This is a genomic window from Umezawaea sp. Da 62-37 (genome assembly GCF_032460545.1).
Lineage (GTDB): Bacteria > Actinomycetota > Actinomycetes > Mycobacteriales > Pseudonocardiaceae > Umezawaea.
Genome location: NZ_CP135965.1, coordinates 9106707 through 9125763 on the forward strand (window position 1 = coordinate 9106707; position 19057 = coordinate 9125763).

Annotated in this window: 15 protein-coding genes; all 15 read right to left on the reverse strand. The window is 72.9% G+C overall.

Annotation, left to right across the window (positions count from 1 at the left end):
* Positions 1 to 31: 31 nt before the first annotated feature.
* The 15 genes from RM788_RS41325 to RM788_RS41395 all read right to left on the reverse strand — a co-directional run bounded on the left by RM788_RS41325 (position 32) and on the right by RM788_RS41395 (position 18817).
* Positions 32 to 1375, reverse strand: coding sequence for an ABC transporter substrate-binding protein (locus RM788_RS41325; RefSeq protein ID WP_315925528.1), 1344 nt, complete (start codon positions 1373 to 1375; stop codon positions 32 to 34).
* The gene (locus RM788_RS41330; protein WP_315925530.1) at positions 1368 to 3113 is read right to left on the reverse strand and encodes a thiamine pyrophosphate-binding protein; all 1746 of its coding nucleotides are present in this window, start codon (positions 3111 to 3113) and stop codon (positions 1368 to 1370) included. The genes RM788_RS41325 and RM788_RS41330 overlap by 8 nt, the downstream gene beginning before the upstream one ends.
* Positions 3110 to 4408: an FAD-dependent oxidoreductase gene (locus RM788_RS41335; protein ID WP_315925532.1), complete on the reverse strand. Its 1299-nt coding sequence runs from the start codon at positions 4406 to 4408 to the stop codon at positions 3110 to 3112. The genes RM788_RS41330 and RM788_RS41335 overlap by 4 nt, the downstream gene beginning before the upstream one ends.
* Before the next feature lie 13 nt (positions 4409 to 4421).
* Positions 4422 to 4868 (reverse strand): SgcJ/EcaC family oxidoreductase, encoded by a 447-nt coding sequence (locus RM788_RS41340; RefSeq protein ID WP_315925535.1) that lies wholly within the window; start codon positions 4866 to 4868, stop codon positions 4422 to 4424.
* A 21-nt stretch (positions 4869 to 4889) separates the two neighbouring features.
* Positions 4890 to 6071: an acyl-CoA dehydrogenase family protein gene (locus tag RM788_RS41345; protein ID WP_315925537.1), complete on the reverse strand. Its 1182-nt coding sequence runs from the start codon at positions 6069 to 6071 to the stop codon at positions 4890 to 4892.
* 34 nt (positions 6072 to 6105) lie between these two features.
* Positions 6106 to 6993, reverse strand: a complete 888-nt coding sequence (locus RM788_RS41350; protein WP_315925539.1) for a TIGR03560 family F420-dependent LLM class oxidoreductase — start codon at positions 6991 to 6993, stop codon at positions 6106 to 6108.
* Positions 6994 to 7051: 58 nt separating this feature from the next.
* Positions 7052 to 8293: a cytochrome P450 family protein gene (locus RM788_RS41355; protein ID WP_315925541.1), complete on the reverse strand. Its 1242-nt coding sequence runs from the start codon at positions 8291 to 8293 to the stop codon at positions 7052 to 7054.
* A gap of 11 nt (positions 8294 to 8304) precedes the next feature.
* Positions 8305 to 9543: an acyl-CoA dehydrogenase family protein gene (locus RM788_RS41360; protein ID WP_315925543.1), complete on the reverse strand. Its 1239-nt coding sequence runs from the start codon at positions 9541 to 9543 to the stop codon at positions 8305 to 8307.
* A gap of 43 nt (positions 9544 to 9586) precedes the next feature.
* Complete coding sequence (locus RM788_RS41365) at positions 9587 to 10885, reverse strand: condensation domain-containing protein (RefSeq protein ID WP_315925545.1); 1299 nt, start codon at positions 10883 to 10885, stop codon at positions 9587 to 9589.
* A complete protein-coding gene (locus RM788_RS41370) occupies positions 10882 to 12663 on the reverse strand; it encodes a non-ribosomal peptide synthetase (protein ID WP_315925547.1) in 1782 nt (593 codons plus the stop codon). The genes RM788_RS41365 and RM788_RS41370 overlap by 4 nt, the downstream gene beginning before the upstream one ends.
* A gap of 108 nt (positions 12664 to 12771) precedes the next feature.
* Positions 12772 to 14325, reverse strand: coding sequence for an FAD-binding oxidoreductase (locus RM788_RS41375; RefSeq protein ID WP_315925549.1), 1554 nt, complete (start codon positions 14323 to 14325; stop codon positions 12772 to 12774).
* Positions 14322 to 15038: a DUF2306 domain-containing protein gene (locus RM788_RS41380; protein ID WP_315925551.1), complete on the reverse strand. Its 717-nt coding sequence runs from the start codon at positions 15036 to 15038 to the stop codon at positions 14322 to 14324. The genes RM788_RS41375 and RM788_RS41380 overlap by 4 nt, the downstream gene beginning before the upstream one ends.
* Complete coding sequence (locus RM788_RS41385) at positions 15035 to 16099, reverse strand: DUF2855 family protein (RefSeq protein WP_315925554.1); 1065 nt, start codon at positions 16097 to 16099, stop codon at positions 15035 to 15037. The genes RM788_RS41380 and RM788_RS41385 overlap by 4 nt, the downstream gene beginning before the upstream one ends.
* A 37-nt stretch (positions 16100 to 16136) precedes the next feature.
* The gene (locus RM788_RS41390) at positions 16137 to 17438 is read right to left on the reverse strand and encodes an aminotransferase family protein (protein WP_315925556.1); all 1302 of its coding nucleotides are present in this window, start codon (positions 17436 to 17438) and stop codon (positions 16137 to 16139) included.
* Entirely contained in the window at positions 17435 to 18817 is a 1383-nt protein-coding gene (locus tag RM788_RS41395) for an FAD-binding oxidoreductase (RefSeq protein WP_315925558.1), read from the reverse strand. The genes RM788_RS41390 and RM788_RS41395 overlap by 4 nt, the downstream gene beginning before the upstream one ends.
* Positions 18818 to 19057 lie beyond the last annotated feature (240 nt).

Here is a 19057-nt window from a genome sequence, read left to right on the forward strand (position 1 = left end):
TCATCCTAGTCGCCGTCCCCCGGCGCGGCCCTTACGCGATGTTGCTCTCCTCACCGCCCGCGGGCGTTGGGCGCCAAGGGGAAGACGGGTGCTCGGCCACGTACCGGTCCAGCAGCGCCTGCGCCTCGGCGGAGGCCGCGGTCAGCCGTTCCAACGGGTCGACGTCGTGCACCAGCATGTCGTGCACGGCCGCCGCGAGCAGGTCCTGGATCTTGAAGTGGTCGCCGACGAGGGCGCCCGCGGTGGGCTCGCCGTCGGCTGTCTTCTCGTCGAGCTGGCACTCGGGGGCGCGGTCGTGCGGGTGCCGGTCGAACCAGCCCTCCCGCTCCAGCAGCGCGGACGCCGACCGGGTGACCGGGATGAAGCTGTGCTCCTTGTGGTACTCGGCGGCGTTCTCGGGGTTGGCGAGGAACTGCATGAACGCCAGCGCCCCGTCCCGCGTCGGCTCGTCGAGGCCGTCGGCCAGCCACAGCGACGTGCCCGCGACCACGTTGCCGCGGTAGGGGACGTCGGCGTTGTACGGGAAGCGCGTCACGGCCAGCTCGAAACCCGCCGCCCCGGCGGCCTCGGCGGTGGCGCCGACGTCGTTGGAGGAGCTCATCCGGAAGGCGAGGCGCTGCCCGGCGAACAGCTCGAACGTGCCGAACCAGTCGCCCATCTCACCGGAGTACTGGTACAGGCCGTCCTTGTGCAGCCCGCGCCACCACGACACCCACGCCAGCATCTCCGGGCCGGTGAAGTCGAGCCCGACCGCGGGCGCCAGCCTGCCGTTGCCGTTGTCGGCGATCTTCCCGCCCTGCACCGCCATGGCGTGCGCGAACGGGATGCCGTGGTTCGCCCAGCCGATCGCGTGCGGCGGCCCGCCGGGCGCGGCCACCACCCGCTCGCAGGCCGCCCGCAGGTCCTGCCACGTCTCCGGGACCTCGGGCACGCCCGCTGCCTTGAGCATGGTGGCGTTGGTGAACAGCAGGTAGGTGGTGGCGACCGTCGGCAGGGACCGCAGCTCGCCGTAGCAGGTGTACTGGGCGCGCAGCGCGGGCAGGACGTCGTCGAGCACGACCCGCTCGCCGAGGACCTCGGTCCGGTCGCCGACCGCGGCCGAGACCGAGGTGAACACCGGCCGCCCGGCGGGGTCGACCGCGTCGAGCGCGTTCGGCGTCTCGGTGTAGTAGTACTCGGCGATCGCCGGGGCCCTGCCCTCGCGCACGCCGCGCGCCACCGCGCCGGGCATGTCCTCGAAGTTGATCCCGCGGATCCTGATCTCGTACTCGGGGTGCGCCTGTTCGAACCGGCGCGCCCGCGCGTACAGCGTGTCCATGTAGCGGGGGAAGGTCAGGTCCGCCAACCAGGCTTCCACGACTGTCCGGTCACTCATGCGCGTCGCCTTCCTCCGTCGGTGTCGCCGGTCGGTCCGGACTCGGGGCCGCCCTGCCCGGATCGGCCATGTGGTAGCCGATCACGTCGCGGACGATCTTGCAGTCGAGCAGCAGGGTCCCCGCGCAGCCGCGGTCGCGCCAGGCGCGGACCACGTCGAGGTCGCGCACGGTCCGCACCACCGCGGCCTCGGCGCCCAGCGATCTGGCCAGGCCGCCGAAGTCGGTGTCCGTGAAGATCGTGCCGAGGGAGACCTCGAGGCTGTCGCCGTGCAGGTGGACGTCGGCGCCGTAGGCGGCGTCGTCGTACACGACGACGAGCGCCGAGTCGGCCGTGCGGATCAGGGTGTCCAATTCGGACAGTCCCATGAGCGCTCCGCCGTCGCCGACGGCCAGCACCACGACGCGGTCCGACCGCCCGAGCGCGGCTCCGACCGCGCCCGCGAAACCGAGGCCGATGCTTTGCAGCGCCATCCCGGTGAACACGAAGCCCGACGGGTCGGCGACCGGCCAGTACCGGGCGGGCCAGCCGATGAAGTGGCCGCCGTCGGTGACCAGCGTGCGGTGCTCCGGCAGCAGTTCGGCCAGCGCGGAGGACAGGGTGCGCGGGTCGATCCGGTCGGCCGTGCCGCGGTCGGTGTAGCGCTGCCGGTTCCAGTTCGAGCCCGCGACCCGGTCGGCGACCCGCCGCCGCCAGCCGGACGTCGGTGTCCCGGCCTCGAGCAGGCCGTCGCACAGCGCCGTCGCGACGGCGCGGGCGTCGCCGACGATCCCGATGTCCGTGCGCGGCGAGATCTGCTCCGGCCGGAGGTCGACCTGGACCACGGTGGCGCTCGGGTCGAGCACGCCGCGGCCGTTGCCGTGCAGGGTCCACTCGCTCATGCTCGCGCCGAACGCGAGGATCATGTCGGCCTCGCCGATGAGCTCGGCGGCGGTGGGCGAGGAGAGGCTGCCCACGACGCCGAGCGACCACGGGGTGGGCCCGAAGATCCCCTTGGCGGGCAGCGTGGTGGCGAGCAGGCCACCGCACAGCTCGGCCAGGGTGGCTATCGGGCCCCGCGCGTCCGCCCGCCACGCGCCGAGTCCGGCCAGCAGCACCGGACGGCGGGCGGTGCCGAGCAGGGCCACCAGGGCCCCGACGTCCGCGCCGGGCGCGGTGACCACCGGCGCGGGTGCGGGTGGTGCCTGCTGCGGTGGCCCGGCGGGCATCGCCTGCACGTCCACCGGCACGAACAGCACCACCGGGCGGCCTTGGGCCACCGTGGTCCGCAACGCCACCGCCACCGCCGCGACCGCGTCCGCCGGGGAGGTGACCCGGACCGTCGCGGCGCCCAGCGAGGTGGCGAACGCCTGCTGGTCGATGTCGATGGACCGCTGCCGCCCACCCGGCGGGTCGCCGCACACCACGACCACGGCGCTGCGGTTCTTCACCGCGTCCGCCAGGCCGGTCGCGGTGTTGGTCAGGCCGGGACCGTAGGTCACCGTGCAGATCCCGACCTCACCGCTGACCCGGTGGTAGGCGTCGGCCATGGTCGCGGCGCCCGCCTCGTGCCGCGCCGGGACGTAGCGCACGCCCGCCTTCGTCAACGCGGCGACGACGCGCACGTTGCCCACGCCCACCACGCCGAAGGTGTGCCGGACACCCGCGTCGGCGAGCGCGGCGCCCAGCGCGTCCGCGACGGTCGCCGTCGCGCCTTCCCCGGTCCTCGCCGCGCGGCGGCCGGGAGTCGTTCTGGTCAACGGGATCGCCGGAGCACTCGTCGCGCCATGGCGGGTTTCAGCAGCGCCTGCGGCGGGTCGACCAGACCCGCCACCCGCATGAACGCGGTCAGCACCTCGGGATCCCGGCACGCGGCCCCCATCACCTTGCCCATGTAGGCGTTCATGATCCGCACCTTCAGCGGTCGGGGGCCGACCACCTCGGGGTAGGCGAGATCGCCGCCCGCGGAGACGCCCCACGGCACGTCGACGACCTTGGCGATGGCCCGCTGGAAGGCCCGCGGCTCCGGCTGCCCGCGCCGCAGGTGCTCGCGCAGCACCAGCGCCTCCTGCGCGGCGACCGTCATGCCCTGCCCGTACACGGGGTTGAAGCTGCACGCCGCGTCGCCGAGCACGACCAGCCCGTCGGGGAGGCGCGCCAGCCGGTCGTAGCGCGGGCGGACGCTGTCGGGGAACCGGAAGGAGACCGGCTCGGTGATCGCCTCCGCGTCGGCGACCACCCGGTGGATGTCCGGGACCGGCAGCGAGCGCACGTACTCCATGAAGCCCTCCGGGTCCGCGGGGGCGCGGTCGCCGAGCACGCCGCCGACCGAGAGCACCCACTTCCCGTCCTCCATGGCCGAGAAGAACGCGCTGCGTCGGGTCACGGGGGAGGGCAGGGGGTTCACCGACCGCACACCGTCCATGACGGACTCGTCCGGCAGCCGGTAGACCCTCGTGGTGTAGCTGAAGTCGATCTTGATGCGTTCCTCCTCGGGCCGGCCGTAGCCGAGCTCCTCCAGGAACGCCGGGGTGCGCGAGCCGCGACCGGTGGCGTCGACGACGAGGTCGCCCTCCACCGTGCTCTCCGTCCCGGAGTGCACCCGCGCGCCGACGACCCGCTTGTGGTCGGGCGACGCGACCAGGCCGACGACGTCGTGGTGCTCCAGGAACTTCACGTTGCCCAGTGCGGCGACGCGGTCCCGGACGAAGCCCTCCAGCACCGGTCGGGTGGCGGAGATGTACTTCATGCCCGTGACGGCCTTGCGCGCCTCGTGCCCGGCGAAGAACCACCGGTGCTCACCGAGGTCGCCGGTCAGCGCGCCCCCCGCCAGCGCGTCCTCGGTGAACCCCTCGAACAGCTCGTCCAGGATCTGGTGGCCGCGGGCCAGCAGTCCGTGGATGTGCCTGCCCTGCGGGACGCCGCGGCGCGGGGTCGTGACGCCGAGCAGCTCGTCGCGGTCCACCACCACGACCTCGGTGAACGTCTCGGCGAGCACCCGCGCCGCGAGCAGCCCGGCAATGCTCCCGCCAAGTACGACAGCGCGGGTGGTCATAACGCCTCCTCGTCTACTTCTCGTCCGCGGTGGGCCACGGGTTGTGCACGGGGGTGTTCTGGTAGGCGGCGAGGCGCCACCGCCCGCCGTCCCGCACCACGAGCCACGAGGCGTGGATGGCCCGGTGGTCCTTGGGTTCGGTGTCGCCGGGCTCCAGGACGCCGCCGACGGTCAGCAGGAGCGCGACGTCGTCGCCGAGGGCCCGCATGCCGATCGGGCTGCCGGTCACCCGCGTTCCCTTGAAGCGGCCGCGGAACGCCTCGGCCATGTAGTCGCGGATCTGGTCCTTGCCGCTGCGGTGGACACCGGCGATGATCATGGTCGCGTCGTCGACGAACTGCTCCGCGAAGGTGTCGGCGTCGTGCTCCGCCCACGCGGTCCCCAACCGCCGCGTCACGGCGGCGATGGCCGCCTTGTCCGCGTCGGAGGGCTCGGTGACGAGCTCGGTGCTCGCACTCATCGGTCTGTCCTTTCCGGAGGGTCAGATGTACTGGGAGTTGGGCGCGAGGCCGCACAGCACGCGGCCGTACAACTCGGCGTTGGTGTTCGGGTGCATCAGGGCGTGCTGGTGGATGGCGTTGACGTCGCGGGCGATCCGCTGGATCGGCACGTCGGTGTAGATCGACGAGCCGCCGCTGGCCGAGGCGAGGATGTCGACGGACTCCCGCACCAGGCGGACCGCCTGTCCGAGGTCGGCGCGGGCGAGCGCGCGTTCCTCGATCTCCCACGGCGCGTCCTCGGCGCCCTTCACGTCCACGGCGGTGGCCAGGCGCCCGACGTGGAACCCGGCCTCGTCCAGCTTCATCGTGGCCTCGGCGACCTGGAGGTGCGTGAGGGGCGCGTCGCGCTGGCTGTCGTAGTCGGTGTAGGTGATCTTGCGACCGGGCAGCCGTTCGACGAAGGCCTCCATCGCGGCCCGGCCCAGCCCCACGACGCAGCCGCTGGACGACGCGGCGGCCACCGGCAGCAGCGGGACGCGGTAGACCTTGGACCGCGCGGTGTGCGGCGACACCGGCTCGCCGTTGACCGCGGCCATCAGCGGCAGCACGCGCTCCTGCGGGACGAACACGTCCTTGGCGGCGGTGCTCACGCTCCCTGTGCCGCGCAGTCCCGACGTGTGCCAGTCGTCGATGACGTGCAGGTCGCTCATCGGGACCAGGGCGATCACCGGGTACGGCTCGCCGTCCGGGGCGATGTGGATCGCGATGATCTGCTGCCACTGGCTGTGGTGCGCGCCGCTGATGAACTGCCACCGGCCGTTCACCACGACCCCGCCCGCCACCGGGGCGGCCGTCCCGGTGGGGCTCAGCGTGCCGCAGACGCGCGAGTCCGGGTCGGCGAACACCTCGTCCTGGACCTCGTCGGGGAACATGCACGCCATCCAGCCGGGGATCGTGGACACCGTCGCCACCCACGCGGCCGACCCGTCGCCGCGGGCCAGCTCGGACAGCACGTCGACCATCGTGGCCGCGTCCACCTCGTACCCGTTGTGGCGCTTGGGCTTGCGCAGGCGGAACACGCCCGCGTCGGCCATCGCCTCGATCACCTCGTCGTGCAGCCGCCGGTTCTCCTCGGCCCACGGCGCGTGCTTGCGCAGGAGCGGCACGATCTCCGCGGCCTTGAGCCGCAGGTGCTGCCGCGACGGGAACCCGATCTTCGTCACGCTGTCCTCCAGGTCCGGAATCGTTGGGTGGGGGCTATTCCTGGGCGAGCGCGGGCAGCACCTTCGCGCCGATGAGTTCGACCTGCCTGAGCGGGTCGGCCGCGGCGACGATGCCGATCACGGTCTGGATGCCCTGACCGGCCAGGTGCCCCAGGGTGTCGAGCAGCTCCGAGGTCCCGTCGCCGGTCCCGTCCTCGCCGGTGACGTCGAAGGGCAGGCAGCAGGTCTTCTCGATCTCGTCGTAGTCGCGTCCGACCTCGTCGCACAGCTCCCGCAGCCGCTCCAGGCGGTCGGGCATGTCCGGTGTGGGGTAGAGGTTGCACGCGTCGCCGTACTTGGCGACCAGCCGCAACGTCTTGTCCCCCGCGCCGCCGAGCATGATCGGCGGGTGCGGTCGGGTCAGGCTCCGCGGCACGCCCAGCGCGCGGTCCACGCGGTAGTGCTTGCCGTGGTGGGCCTTGCCGTCGCCCTGCTCGCCGTGCCAGTACCCGAGCAGGATCCGCAGCGTCTCCTCCAGCATCTCGAACCGCTCGGCCACCGGGGGGAACGGGATGCCGGAACCCGCCGCCTCGTCGGCGTTCCAGCCGACCCCCAGGCCCACCGAGGCGCGGCCCCCGGAGAGGACGTCCAACGTGGTCACGGTCTTCGCCAGCAGCGCGGGGTGCCGGAAGTGCACACCCGCGACCACCGGGGAGACCCGGCAGCGCTCGCTGTTGGCCGCCATCACCGCGAGCGTGGTGAAGCACTCCAGGTAGGGCTGCTCCTCGCCACCGGCGTTGTGGCCCTGCCACAGGTGGTCGCCCGTGCTCAGCGACGAGAACCCGGCCTCGTCGGCGAGCCGGGCGAACCTCGCGACCGTGCCCCCGATCGCCGAAGGCCCACCGGGCCAGGCGAACGCTCCCAATTCCAGACCTACCCGCACGGCGGGACTCCTCACTGCTGTGGTGGCGGCGCGCCGGGGCGCGCCGGGTGACCGGGTGTCAGGAACCGGCGGGCAGCGGCGCGGTGAGCCGGACCGGCAGGGTGGTGTGGGCGTTCATGATGAAGGTCGGCAACGGCTGCAACCCGTCCTCGTCGACGGCCAGGCTCAGGTCCGGGAACCGCTCGAACAGCGCGGGCAGGCCGATCGAGGCCACCAGCCGGGCGATCCCGGAGCCGAGGCAGTAGTGCGGGCCGTACCCGAACGAGATGTGCTCCTTGTCCGGCCGGGTGATGTCGAAGTCCGACGCGGTCCCGCCGTGCAGCTCCGGGTCGCGGCCCAGCGCGGCGTAGTTGATCAGGATCGGCTCGCCCTGCTTGATGGTCAGGCCGTCCAGCTCCACGTCCCGCACCGCGAACCGCAGCGGCAGGCTGGCCAGCGGGGCCTCCACGCGCAGGGTCTCCTCGATCACGTCGTTCCAGCTCGCCCCGCCCGACCTGACCAGCTCGAGCTGCTCGGGATGGGTGAGCAGGGCGGTGATCGCGTTGTCCAGGAAGTTGATCGTCGTGTCCGAGCCCGCGCCCAGGATCGCGAACGTCGTGTCGATCAGCTCCTGGTCGCTCAGCTTCGCGCCGTCCTCGTCGTCCCGCGCGGCGATCAGCGCGCTGGCGATGTCCTCGGCGGGGTTGGCGCGCTTGTCGGCGATCAGCGCCACGATGGCGGCCCGCCAGCCCGCCAGGACGCCCTCGGCCTGCTCGGGGGTGACGTCCACGTCGGCCATCCGGTTCATCGCGATGGCGGTCTGCCTGCGCTGCTCCTCGGTCATGCCGACCAGACCGGCCATGAGCTGCGCGGGCAGCGGGTAGCAGAACATCGCCCGCAGGTCCACGACGCCGTCCGGCGCCGCGGCGATGTCGTCCAGCAGCCCGTTGACCAGTTCGGTCACCCGCGGCCTGAGCTGCTCGACGCGGCGGGCGGTGAACGCCTTGCCGATCAGCTTGCGCAGCCGGTGGTGGTCGGCGCCGTGGGAGGTGGACACGTTGTCCATCGCCACCCAGCTGATCAGCTGCCAGCCGGGCGGGATCGCGCCCTCCCGGAACGCGGGCCAGTGCTCGTGCGCGCTCTTGGTGACGTCGCGCTCGCCGAGCAGCCGCTTGGCGACGTCGTAGCGGGTGACCCACCACGCGTGCACGCCGCCGGGAAGCTCCACCTTGACCGCGGGACCCTGGTCGCGCACCTTGGTGGCGAGCTCGTGGATCCCGCTGCCACTGCTGTCGAGCACGGGGCATCGGCCTTCGGACATGGCTGTACTCCTTAGGGTCGGACGCGGGCGGGTGAGAAGTGGGCTTGGGCCAGCTCGCGGTTGGCCATCGTGGAGAGGAACGTGCCGAGGCCCGCGTGGCTGTGCAGCATCGACATGTCGCGCCAGACCCGCTCGATCCGCTCGCCCGCGCGCACCGAGCTGGACCCCGCGGTGGGGAACAGCTGACCCTCGACCGCGTGCCAGCACAGCCGCACGGCCTCCCGGCCGATCAGCGCCAGCCGCAGCTCCTGCTCGCGGGTGATCGCGGCCGGACCCCGCGCGGTGAGGTCGTGCCACTGCCGGACCGCGCCCAGCACCGCCGCCTCGGCCGCCGCGATCATGCCCGCGGCCTCGCCGTAGCGGAACTGGAAGTCGGGGTGCTCGGTCCTCGGCACGATCGGCCAGAACGAGGTGGTCCTGGTCCGCATCAGCTCGTCGTAGGCGTCCAGGGCGCCCTGCGCCATGCCCACCGCGACGAAGCCCAGTTCGAGCAGCATGAAGCTGAGCGGTCCGCCCCCGTACTCGGGGTTGGCGTGCAGCGCCCGGCCCGCGGTCCCCTCGGTCGGGTCGACCATGCTGAGCAGACCGTCGCGGGTCAGGTGGTCGGGGACGAAGGCGCCGTCCACCGTGATGCCGTGCGACCCGCTGCCGCGCAGGCCGAGCTGGGTGCCCCAGTCCTCCTCCAGCCGCCACGACGAGCGCGGCACGACGAACATCAGGGGCGTCGGCTCCGCCTCGCCCTCGCGCAGCGCCATGGTGTGGCCGAGGAAGTGCGTCGCGTACGGCGAACCCGAGCAGTAGCGCCAGGTCCCGTCGAGCAGCCAGCCGCCGTCGACGCGGGTCGCCGAGCCCGAGGGCGCGACCGTCGCGGGGCAGACGAAGTCGCCGACGGCGAACAGCTCCTCCTGGGCCCGTTCGCCGAACAGCGTGCCGACCGCGAGGGCGTGCGCCGCGCCGAACAGGTACATCCAGCCGGTCGACGGACACCCGCGGGCGATGGCCATGCAGACCCGCGCGAAGGTCTCCGCGCCCAGCTCGTGCCCGCCGTAGCGGCGCGGCACCAGCAGCCGGTAGAGGCCCGCGTCGACGAGCTGGTCGTGGACGTCCGGCGCGTAGCGGGTCAGCCGCTCGGTCTCGGCCTGCCTGCCGACCAGGCCCGCGGCGATGGCCTCGGCCCGCGCCACCGCTTCCGCCGGGGTGAGGTCGGGCGGGGTGGTGACGTCCCGCGGTCCGGTCTGGGTGCTCGTCATGGGCGCGGTCCTCCTCGTCGGGTGCGTGGTGGGGGCGGGGGGATCACGTCAGCGCCGCCCCGAGCCGGTGCCGCAGGTCGTCGACGATCGCGCTGACCGTGTCCTCGTCGAACGCGTTGGCGTTGTACTTGAAGCTGCTCGCGATCCGGCCGGAGCGCAGGACCTCGAACGCCCACGAGCCCCCGTTGGGGATGCCCGAGCTGAGCCGCTGCGACAGCCGCCGGTCGCGGATCGCGACGCCGGTGGCCGGGCCGAGCACCAGGTCGTCGGCGAACGGCGGTGGTTGCAGCACCTGGAACGCGACGACCGCGCCGCCCGGATCGCCGAACGCCTCGGCGATCCGCGGCGCCTCCTCCACGATGTCGCCGAACGGGACGTCGTGCGCGTACGCCTCGAAGCACGTCGCCCGCACCCGGCCGACGACGTCGCGCAGGTGCCGGGTCCCGGTGAGGTCGGTCAGCAGCGGCAGCAGGTTGAAGAACGGGCCGACGGTGTCGGTGAAGCCCTCCTGGTACCGGCCCGCGCTGAAGGTCGGCGTCATCACCCCGGCCACGCCGGTCATGTCCCGCAACTGCATCTGGTGCGCGGCCAGCAGCACCATGAACGGCGTGCTGCGCATCGACCTCGCGAAGGCCAGGACCCTGGCCGACAGGTCGTCGTCGAGGATGAGCCGGTGCGCGGCGTAGACGTCGGGCCGGTCGTCGGGCACCGGCCGGTCGCTGGCGATGGCGGTCATGTCGTACCCGGCGAGCTTGTACCGCCAGTAGTCGCGCGCCCCTTCGGGGGTGCCACCGCTCTCGCGCTGCCACGCGGCGAACTCCGCGTACTGCCGCGCCTCCGGCAGCGCGACCGGGTCCCCGGTCAGCCGCGCGGTGTAGCAGGCCGCGACGTCGCGCGCCAGCAGGCCCATCGACCAGTCGTCGCTCGCGACGTGGTGCGTGGCGAGCACCAGCACCGAGTCCTTCTCGTCGAACTGCCCGAGCACCGCCCGCAGCAGTGGGATCTCCCGGACGGTGAAGGGCTCGGCGTCGACCTCGTTGAGCAGCACCTCGGCGTCGTGGTCGCGGTCGCCCGCGGGCAGCGACCGCACCGACAGGTCGGCCGGGCACGGCGGGTGGACGAGCTGGTGGCCGCCGTCCTCGTCGGGCAGCACCAGGGTGCGCAGCACGTCGTGCCGGGCCACCACGTCGTCGAGCGCCGACCGGAGCACGGCCGGGTCCACCGGGCCGGTGAGCCGCCAGGCGTCGACGAGCGTGTGCCGCTCGCCGAACGCCCCGTCGGCGTCGCCCTTGTCGAACGAGAGCAGGAACTCCTGGTTGGAGGACAGCGGGGCGCCGGTCATCGGGGCGACACCCCGTGCGCGGCCGCCGCCACCCGGCCGTCCAGCCGGGAGTCCAGCTCCCGCACGGTCGGCGCGTCGAAGATCTCGTTCACGGTCACGTCGGCGCCGAGCGCCTTCGTGATCCGGGCGGCCAGCCGCACCGCCGTCATCGACTGGCCGCCCAGGTCCAGGAAGCTGTCGTCCAGCCCCACCCGGTCGGTCCCCAGCACCTCGGCGAACAGCGCGCAGAGCACTTCCTGGCGCTCGGTCGACGGCGGCTGGTGGGCGGGGCGGTCCGAGCCCTCGTCGAAGGCGGGGTCGGGCAGCGCCGCGCGGTCGACCTTGCCGTTGGGGGTCAACGGCAACGCGTCCACGGCGACGAACGCCGAGGGCACCATGTAGTCCGGCAGCGCGGCCTTCGCGCCGGCGCGCAGCCCGGCGAAGTCGGGGGCCCCGTCCCCGGTCACGACGTAGGCGACGAGCCGCTTCTCGCCGGAGGGGGTCGTCCGCGCCACGACCGCGGCCTGCGCGACACCGGACTGTCCATTGAGGACGTTCTCGACCTCGACCGGCTCCACCCGGAAGCCCCGGATCTTGACCTGGTCGGTGAGCCGGGAGACGAACTCGACCAGACCGTCGTCACCCACGCGGACCAGGTCGCCGGTGCGGTACATCCGGTTGTCCCCGCCCGCGAACGGGTCGCGCGGGAAGCGCTCCGCGGTCAGGTCGGGGCGGTCGTGGTAACCGGTGGCCAGCCGGGAGCCGCCGACGTGCAGCTCGCCGACCGAGCCGTTCGGGACGGGCTCGCCGTTCCCGTCCAGGACGTACAGCCGCACCCCGGCCATGGCCCGACCGAGGGGGACGCCGTCGCCGGGCTCCGGTCGCGGCACCGGCGCCGACGTGGCGAACAGCGACAGCTCCGTCGCGCCGTACATCGCCCGGACCACGATGCCCGGACAGGCGTCCAGCACCCGGCGCACCGCGGCGGCGCTGATCACGTCCCCGCCGGTGAGCACCTCCTCCACACCCGCCAGGCAATCCGGGGCCTCCTCGGCCAGCACCCGGAACAGACCGGCGGTCAGGTGCAGCCCGGTGACGCCGTGCTCCCGCACCAGCCTGCGCAGCGACCGCGCGTCGACCTCGCGGGGCGGGACGACCACCACGGTCCCGCCGCGCAGCAGCGGGACCCAGAACTCGTAGGTGTTCACGCTGAACGCGTACGGCGCCACGGCGAGCACGCACCGGTGCCGCCCGCCGTCCCAGCACGGGTCGGCGGCCAGCTCCAGGACGGCCCGGTGCGGCACCGCGACCCCGAGGGGCTCACCGGTGGACCCGGAGGTGTGCATGACGTAGGCGGTGTCACCGGGGGTCGTCGGGCTCGCGACGTCCGTCCGCGGCATCCCGGCCGTCGCCTGGTCGACGTCCACCGCGATCGTGACGCGCGCCTCCGGCGCCCCGTTCCGCAGCGTGGCGCTGTCCACGAGCAGGACCGGTCCGCCCGCGGCGGCCATGATCCGCCGCGTCAGGTCGAGCGGGTGGGCGCTGTGCAGGGGCAGGTAGTACGCGCCCGCCTTGAGGATTCCCAGCAGGGCCACCACGAGGTCGGCGGTGTGCTCCATGAGCACCGCGACCGGGGTCTCGGGCCGCACCCCGAGCGGGCGCAACCGGTTCGCGAGCCGGTTCGCGCGCTCGTTCAGCTCCCGGTAGGTCAGCCGGACGTCACCGCAGACCACCGCGACCGCGTCCGGCGTCCGGGAGGCCTGTGCGGCGAACCTGCTGTGTACGGAGGGGAATCCCATCCCGCCAGTCCCGTCTCGAGGTGTTCGGATCGGTCGTGTCCCATGCTTCGGATCTTCGGCCCGGCGCGACAACTCCCGGAGTGCGCGACGCCCTCCGGGCCCACCGCGTCAGGGGTGCTCGGGGAGTTCGATCGACAGGGAGTGGCGGAACTCGCCGCGCGGGTCGTACCGCTGCTTGATCCGTTGCAGCCGCGGGTAGTTGTCCAGGTAGTAGAGCGTCGACCACGGCACGCCCGACGTGTTCCACTCCGGATCGGCGAGGTCCCGGTCCGGGTAGTTGAGGTAGGCGCCCTCGTTGCGCTCGCCGGGGACCGGCACCCCGCCGGTGTCGGCGTGCAGGTCGCGGTAGAGCGCCCGCAGTTCGCCGATGCGCCGGTCGTCCTCGTCCGGGTCCCACCACGCCGACAGGAAGGACCCCTTCAGCACCGAACTCCGCTGGGCGGCGGCCGTGGCGTCGGGGGCGACCGCGTTGACCTGGCCGCCGTAGCCGATGAACATGAAGTAGATCGACTTCGGTTCGTCGGTGGCCAGGTGCCGGTAGGCGGCGGCGATCCGCTCGTCGGGGTAGGGCTTGCGCAGGTAGGCCGACTTGAGCTTGAACCGGGACCCGCCGAGCCCGTTGTGGTCGCCGCGGTTGGAGTGGGTGAAGAAGTACAGCCAGGACACCACCCCGTCGTCCGTCCGCGTCGTCGGCTCGACGCCGACGCCCTCGGTGACCGCGTCGAAGAACTCGTTGGTCAGCAGCCGCGCGTCCGGGACGTCGTCGTCGATCAGCGAGCCGACCGTGAGCACGCCGTCGGACTTGTGGGTCGCGCAGAAGAACGCGGTGAGGTCCGCCTCCCGGCTGCCCGGCGCGCTGTTGCGCTCGAACCAGGTGGCGTAGTTGCGCGTGATCCGGACGAAGTCGCGTTCGGTCATCGTGTCCCAGGACCACATCAGGTAGCCGTTGCGCCACCGGACGGGCGCGGGCGGCAGCAGCTCCCGCGGGTCCGTCGAGGTCGCCCCCGGCCGCCGCAGCCAGTACCGGGTCACGACGCCGAAGTTGCCGCCGCCGCCACCGGTGTGCGCCCACCACAGGTCGTGGTGCGGGTCGTCGGGGTCGTCGGTGGCCACGATCGCCGATGCCCTCCCCGAGGCGTCGACGACGACGACCTCGACCGCGTGGAGGTAGTCCACCAGGGCGCCGTACCGCCGCGACAGCGGACCGAAACCGCCGCCGACGAGGTGGCCGCCGATGCAGACCTCGGTGCCCTCGCCCGCGGGGATCGTGACGCCCCAGCGCTTGTACAGCGTGCGGTAGATGTCACCGATCTTGGCGCCCGGCTGCATCGAGAAGGCGCGGCGGGACGGGTCGAAGTCGATCCCGGTCATCGTGGACAGGTCGATCAGCACGCCGCCCCCGGTCGACCCGGTGCCCTCGTAGCCGTGTCCGCCGCTGCGGACCGAGACCCGCCGCCCCGCCGCCACGGCGTCGTCGACCGCGGCGACGGCCTCGGCGGTGTCGGCGGGGTAGCACAGGTAGTCCACATCGGACCGGAAGCGCTGGTTGAACCCCTGGCGGACGGCGTCCTCGTAGCGCGGGTCGTCCGCGGTGATGACGGCGGGCCGGGGCGGCCCGGCGGTGTTGCCGGACTCGTGGTGCGCGGGCCTGGTGCTCGTCACGACGCCACCCGCGACTTCCGCAGCCGACGCACTTCCGGGCGGTTCTCGGTGCGGTAGATCCACCACTGGACGAGCATCAGGTTGCCGATCCAGCCGAGCCACCGCACGCCCTCGGCGATGTAGTTGAAGTCGATGAACTCGATCATGGAGAACCCGATCCGGCCGAGGATCACGCCCCACACGTTGTTCATGACGATCGCGAAGCTGTACAGCATCAGGCGGCGGTGCCGGTCGAAGTGCCCCTGCCGCGCCCGGATGAGCCCCATGACGGTCACGGCGATCCAGGTGACCGTGGCCAGGGAGACGCCGATCTGGCCGACCACCGGGGCGAACGGGACGAGGACGAGCCCAGCGCAGCCCGCGATCACCGCGGACACCACGTAGAACCGGCCGCTGATCCGGTGCACCCGCGGGTGGTTCAGCCGCAGCCACGGCCAGAGCTGGAGCACCACCGTGACCATCGTGATGGTGCCGAAGAACATGTGCGCCAACAGGATCGGGAAGTAGGCGGGGAAGCCGTCGTGCGGCGGCAGCGGCGCCTTGGCGTCCTCCAGCTCCCGGAACGGGCTGAGCTGGTAGACCAGGAAGGCGAGCACGACCAGTGCCAGCGGGACGATCCACGGGCGCCGCCACCAGACCACCCGCGTCGGCCGGTCGACGGGGTCGCCGGTCCGCTCGCCCACGTCGGCGACGGTGTCGGTGTGCCGGCTCACGGTGTCAGCACCGCCCCCGCCGACGGCGGCTGCTCGCCCGCGAGCACGGCGCGGTACGCGTCGGCGATCGCCTCGGGACCGCTGCCCCGCTGGACGTCCAGCCAGGACCGGGAACCGATGAGGAACCGGGTCTCCGCCTCGCGGTAGTCCCGGCGGTAGGCGTCGACCCCGGTTTCGGCCATCACCTGCTGCTCCACGACCGGCGTGAAGTACGGCTGGGGCTGCGGGTCGCCCAGCTCCGGCGGGGCGAACGACGTGCTGGGATGGGTGAACCCGGCCAGCAGGGTGGTGGTCAGCTCCCCGCCCGCGTGCCGGTAGACCGCGCGCATCCGCTCCTCGGAGTTGGTGAAGTCCACGAACACCGTCGGGCTCGACGCGACGTCGACGCCCAGCTCGTCGTAGGCCAGCACGGTGTCGTAGAGGCCAAGGCCGCTGGTGAACGCCTTGTGCTCGTCGGAGGTCACCCCGGTCACCACGACGCCGTCCACGCGGGCCAGCAGGTCCGCGAGGCCGATGGCGGTCTTGGACGACGCGCTGGTGATCACCACCGACTTGACGCCCGCCGCGACCTGCTTGCCGATGAGGTCGGCCAGGGTGAAGGAGCACGGGAACAGCGGGTGCAGCAGCGCCCGCCGGTCGTCCAGCTCGTCCGGGTCCGCCGAATCGTAGGTCCGGTACCAGTCGTGCGGGACGGCCTGCTGCCCGGCGTCGACGAACCCGCCGTCCACCACCTCGGGGGTGACCGTGTGGTGGCTGGACATCGGGAGCAGTCCGAAGAACCGGCTGCCCTCGGCGACATCAGCGGCCCGCGACTCCACGACGCGGGCGAAGCCCCACACCGGCACCCGGCCGAATCCCTCCGGCGCGGGGAACACGTCGAAGAACCGCAGGGGCGAGTCGCCGAACATCGCGTACGCGGCGGTGACCGCGGTGACGCCGAACCGCTCGACGGCCAGGCGGACCTGGCCCGGTTCCAGCGCCGCGGCCTCCGAGTGGCGCACCTCGTGCTTGCTCAGGTCGCCCCGCTCGAACAACAGGTCCCACGTGTCCACATCGGACATTGAAGCTCTCCTCCGCTTGGTGTGCCGGGATGTCCGGTCAGCCGACGACCTCGTGGACGGCGTCGCCGACCACGGCGCAGATCTCGTCGAGCTGGGTGGTGGTGGTGATGAAGGCCGGGGCGAGCATTACGCCGTAGGGCATGCCGCGGACGATCACGCCGCGCTCCCAGCAGGCCGCCTCGACGAGGTCGCCGACCCCGCGCCCGTCCGGGTCCGGGACGACGACGCCGCACAGCAACCCGGCGATGTTGGCCGTGCCCTTGTCGCCGAGCGCGGCGTCCATGCTCCGCCGGAGGTGGACGGACAGGTCCTGGATCCGGGGCAGGAAGCCGCCCTCGGTGAAGTGGGTGACCGACGCCAGGCCCGCCGCCGACGCGATCGGGTTGCCCGAGAACGTGTGGGTGGTCCCGAAGGCCATGTGCCCGTTCCCGTCGCGGAACGGCGCGGCGACCCGCTCGTGGATCAGCAGCGCGGACAGCGGCGCGTACCCGCCGGACAGGCCCTTGCCCGCGCAGATCAGGTCCGGGGTCACGCCGACGGCGTCCGCCCCGAAGTTGGCGCCGGTGCGGCCGAACCCGGTGACGATCTCGTCGAAGACGAGCAGCACGTCGTACCGGTCGCAGACCTCGCGGATCCGCGCGAAGTAGCCGGGGTCCGGTGCCGCCAGCTCCCGCAGCTGACTGTAGGTCTCCACCACCAGCGCGGCGATGTGGTCGGGCCCCTCGGCCTCGATGGTCTGCTCGATCAGGGCCGCGGCCCGCTCCCCGGCCTCCACGGCGGTCAGACCCCACTGCTGGGCCAGGAACTCCGGCGGCAGCGTGTGCACCACGTCCGGCATCGGCGCGCCGAACACCTTGACGCCGGGGTGGCCGGTGAGGCCGAGCGAGCCGTAGGTGGCGCCGTGGAAGCTCTGGTAGTGGCTGATGATCTTCTGCTTGGAGGGCTTGCCCGTGACCGCGTGGTACACCCGCGACAGCCGGATGGCCGCCTCGACCGCCTCCGACCCGCCGCTGAGCAGTTTCACGGCCGTGATCCCGTCCGGCGCGAGGTCGACCAGCGCGTCCGCCAGGCGCAGGGCGTTGTGGTTGGTGCCGTGCAGCGGGGGCTGGAACGCCAGGCCGTCGCGCAGCTGCGCGGTCATCGCGGCGATGATCGGCTCGCAGTCGTACCCGAAGCACGCGACGAAGATCCCGGAGAGCGCGTCGAGGTAGTCGCGGCCCCGTGCGTCGAACAGCTGGATTCCCTTGCCGCGCTCGAAGATCGTGGTCCTCGGCGTGAACGGCAACTCGGCGCAGAACGACCGCGTCTCGGGCGGCCACTGGAACCCTTCGCCTGTCATGGCACCTTTTCCTGTCGGGTGGTGGTGGGGGACGCGTCCTGGCGGAACAGCCCGTCCGGGTCGACCCCGGCGCGCACCCGTTCGACCGCGGCCGCGCGCTCGGCGTCGAGATGTCCTTGCGGCTGCTCGAAGTCCTCGACGAAGCTGGGGACGACGCGGCCGGTGTCCCACGGGGCGAGCGCGGTGCGGACGGTCGCGCAGTGGGCGCGCAGCGCCGCCGCCGCGTCCGGGTCGGCTGCCAGGCCCGATCCGGCGTAGGAGTAGGCGGCGGCCAGCCGGTCGAGCGCGCCTCCGGGGGCGGAGGGGGTCGCGTAGGCGCCGCCCAGCTGCCGCAGCCCGGCGCCCACCAGCGGTGAGCCGGACCCCTCGCCGAGGACGTCGAGGAACCGCGCCGCGCCGCCAGCGTCGAGATCGTCGAGCAGCAGGTGGTCGCCCAGGATGGGCAGCGGGTCCGCCGGGTCCATGTGCGCGAGGAGCACGGCCGAGGGCCTGTCCGGCTGCCAGGAGTCCAGCAGCGGTGCCCCGATCGCGCGGAGCGGGCCCAGCAGGTCGTCGGCGCAGCGCCGTGCGGACACCGGATCGTCGGCGTGCACCACGCCGTCCACGGCGAACGTCGTGCGGCCCGCCAGCTCCCTCGGCACGTCGGGGAAGTCGGGGAGGTTCATCACCCGCACCGAGGTGGTGGCGATGACCGGTGCGTCCCGCGCCCAGTCCAGCCAGGCCGCCAGCAGCCGGTCGGCGAGCGCCCCCGGCCAGTAGGCGGCCCCGGTGATCACCGTGGTGGCCGGGAACAGGTCGAACTCGATCGCCGTCACGACACCGAAACCGCCGCCCCCGCCGCGCAGGGCCCAGAACAGTTCGGGATCGGACTCGGCGTCGACCCGGCGGTGCCGCCCGTCCGCGGTCACCAGGTCGACGGCGCGAACGGTGTTGGCCGCCAGCCCGACCATCCGGCCGTACGGGCTGAGCCCGCCCGCCAGCGCGTAGCCGACGACCCCGACCGTTCCCGACGAGCCGTGCGCGGCGGTCAGCCCGTGGGGTTCCGCGGCCCGGACCACGGACTCCCACCGGGTGCCCGCGGGCACCCGTGCGACCCGTGCCCGCGGATCGATCTCGACCGCGCCGTCCAGCGCGGTGCGGATGAGCAGCGCGCCGCGCACGGGCCGGGCCGCCGCCGCGCCGTGGCCGGTGGAGTGGACGCGCACCGCGAGGCCGCGTCGCGCGGCGTGGTGGATCGCGGAGCGGACCTGCTCGACGGTGCGCGCGGTCGTGGCGGCGGCGGGCTCCGGCACGGCCAGGGAGTTGAACACGTGCACGGCCTCGGCGAAACCCGGCTCCCCTGGACCGGCCGGCATCGGGGCGGCATCCGCGACGGTCATACCAGAACCTCCCTGAATTGTTCGGCCGGCTTTCTCGGGTGTGGAGGAACAATTGATTCGCCAACTGTGCAGCAAGCGGTTTCCACATCAGTGGTGGTCGATCCCGATCCACTATCGCAGCGGGTACGACGGCCTACTTCTTCGATGCTGCCCTATCCCGCCGACCAGATCGGGAACGCGGGTCCCGGCGTGTAGCTTCCGATTGGTCGATCCCGCGCCCCCCACGGCGAATCGCCGAAT

What these genes read in the sequence shown, in the direction of transcription:
- RM788_RS41390 (WP_315925556.1), bottom strand. Translation starts at nt 17,438, where the DNA reads ATGACAGGCGAAGGGTTCCAGTGGCCGCCCGAGACGCGGTCGTTCTGC.
- RM788_RS41355 (WP_315925541.1), bottom strand. Translation starts at nt 8,293, where the DNA reads ATGTCCGAAGGCCGATGCCCCGTGCTCGACAGCAGTGGCAGCGGGATC.
- RM788_RS41325 (WP_315925528.1), bottom strand. Translation starts at nt 1,375, where the DNA reads ATGAGTGACCGGACAGTCGTGGAAGCCTGGTTGGCGGACCTGACCTTC.
- RM788_RS41395 (WP_315925558.1), bottom strand. Translation starts at nt 18,817, where the DNA reads ATGACCGTCGCGGATGCCGCCCCGATGCCGGCCGGTCCAGGGGAGCCG.
- RM788_RS41335 (WP_315925532.1), bottom strand. Translation starts at nt 4,408, where the DNA reads ATGACCACCCGCGCTGTCGTACTTGGCGGGAGCATTGCCGGGCTGCTC.
- RM788_RS41370 (WP_315925547.1), bottom strand. Translation starts at nt 12,663, where the DNA reads ATGGGATTCCCCTCCGTACACAGCAGGTTCGCCGCACAGGCCTCCCGG.
- RM788_RS41365 (WP_315925545.1), bottom strand. Translation starts at nt 10,885, where the DNA reads ATGACCGGCGCCCCGCTGTCCTCCAACCAGGAGTTCCTGCTCTCGTTC.
- RM788_RS41360 (WP_315925543.1), bottom strand. Translation starts at nt 9,543, where the DNA reads ATGACGAGCACCCAGACCGGACCGCGGGACGTCACCACCCCGCCCGAC.
- RM788_RS41385 (WP_315925554.1), bottom strand. Translation starts at nt 16,099, where the DNA reads ATGTCCGATGTGGACACGTGGGACCTGTTGTTCGAGCGGGGCGACCTG.
- RM788_RS41340 (WP_315925535.1), bottom strand. Translation starts at nt 4,868, where the DNA reads ATGAGTGCGAGCACCGAGCTCGTCACCGAGCCCTCCGACGCGGACAAG.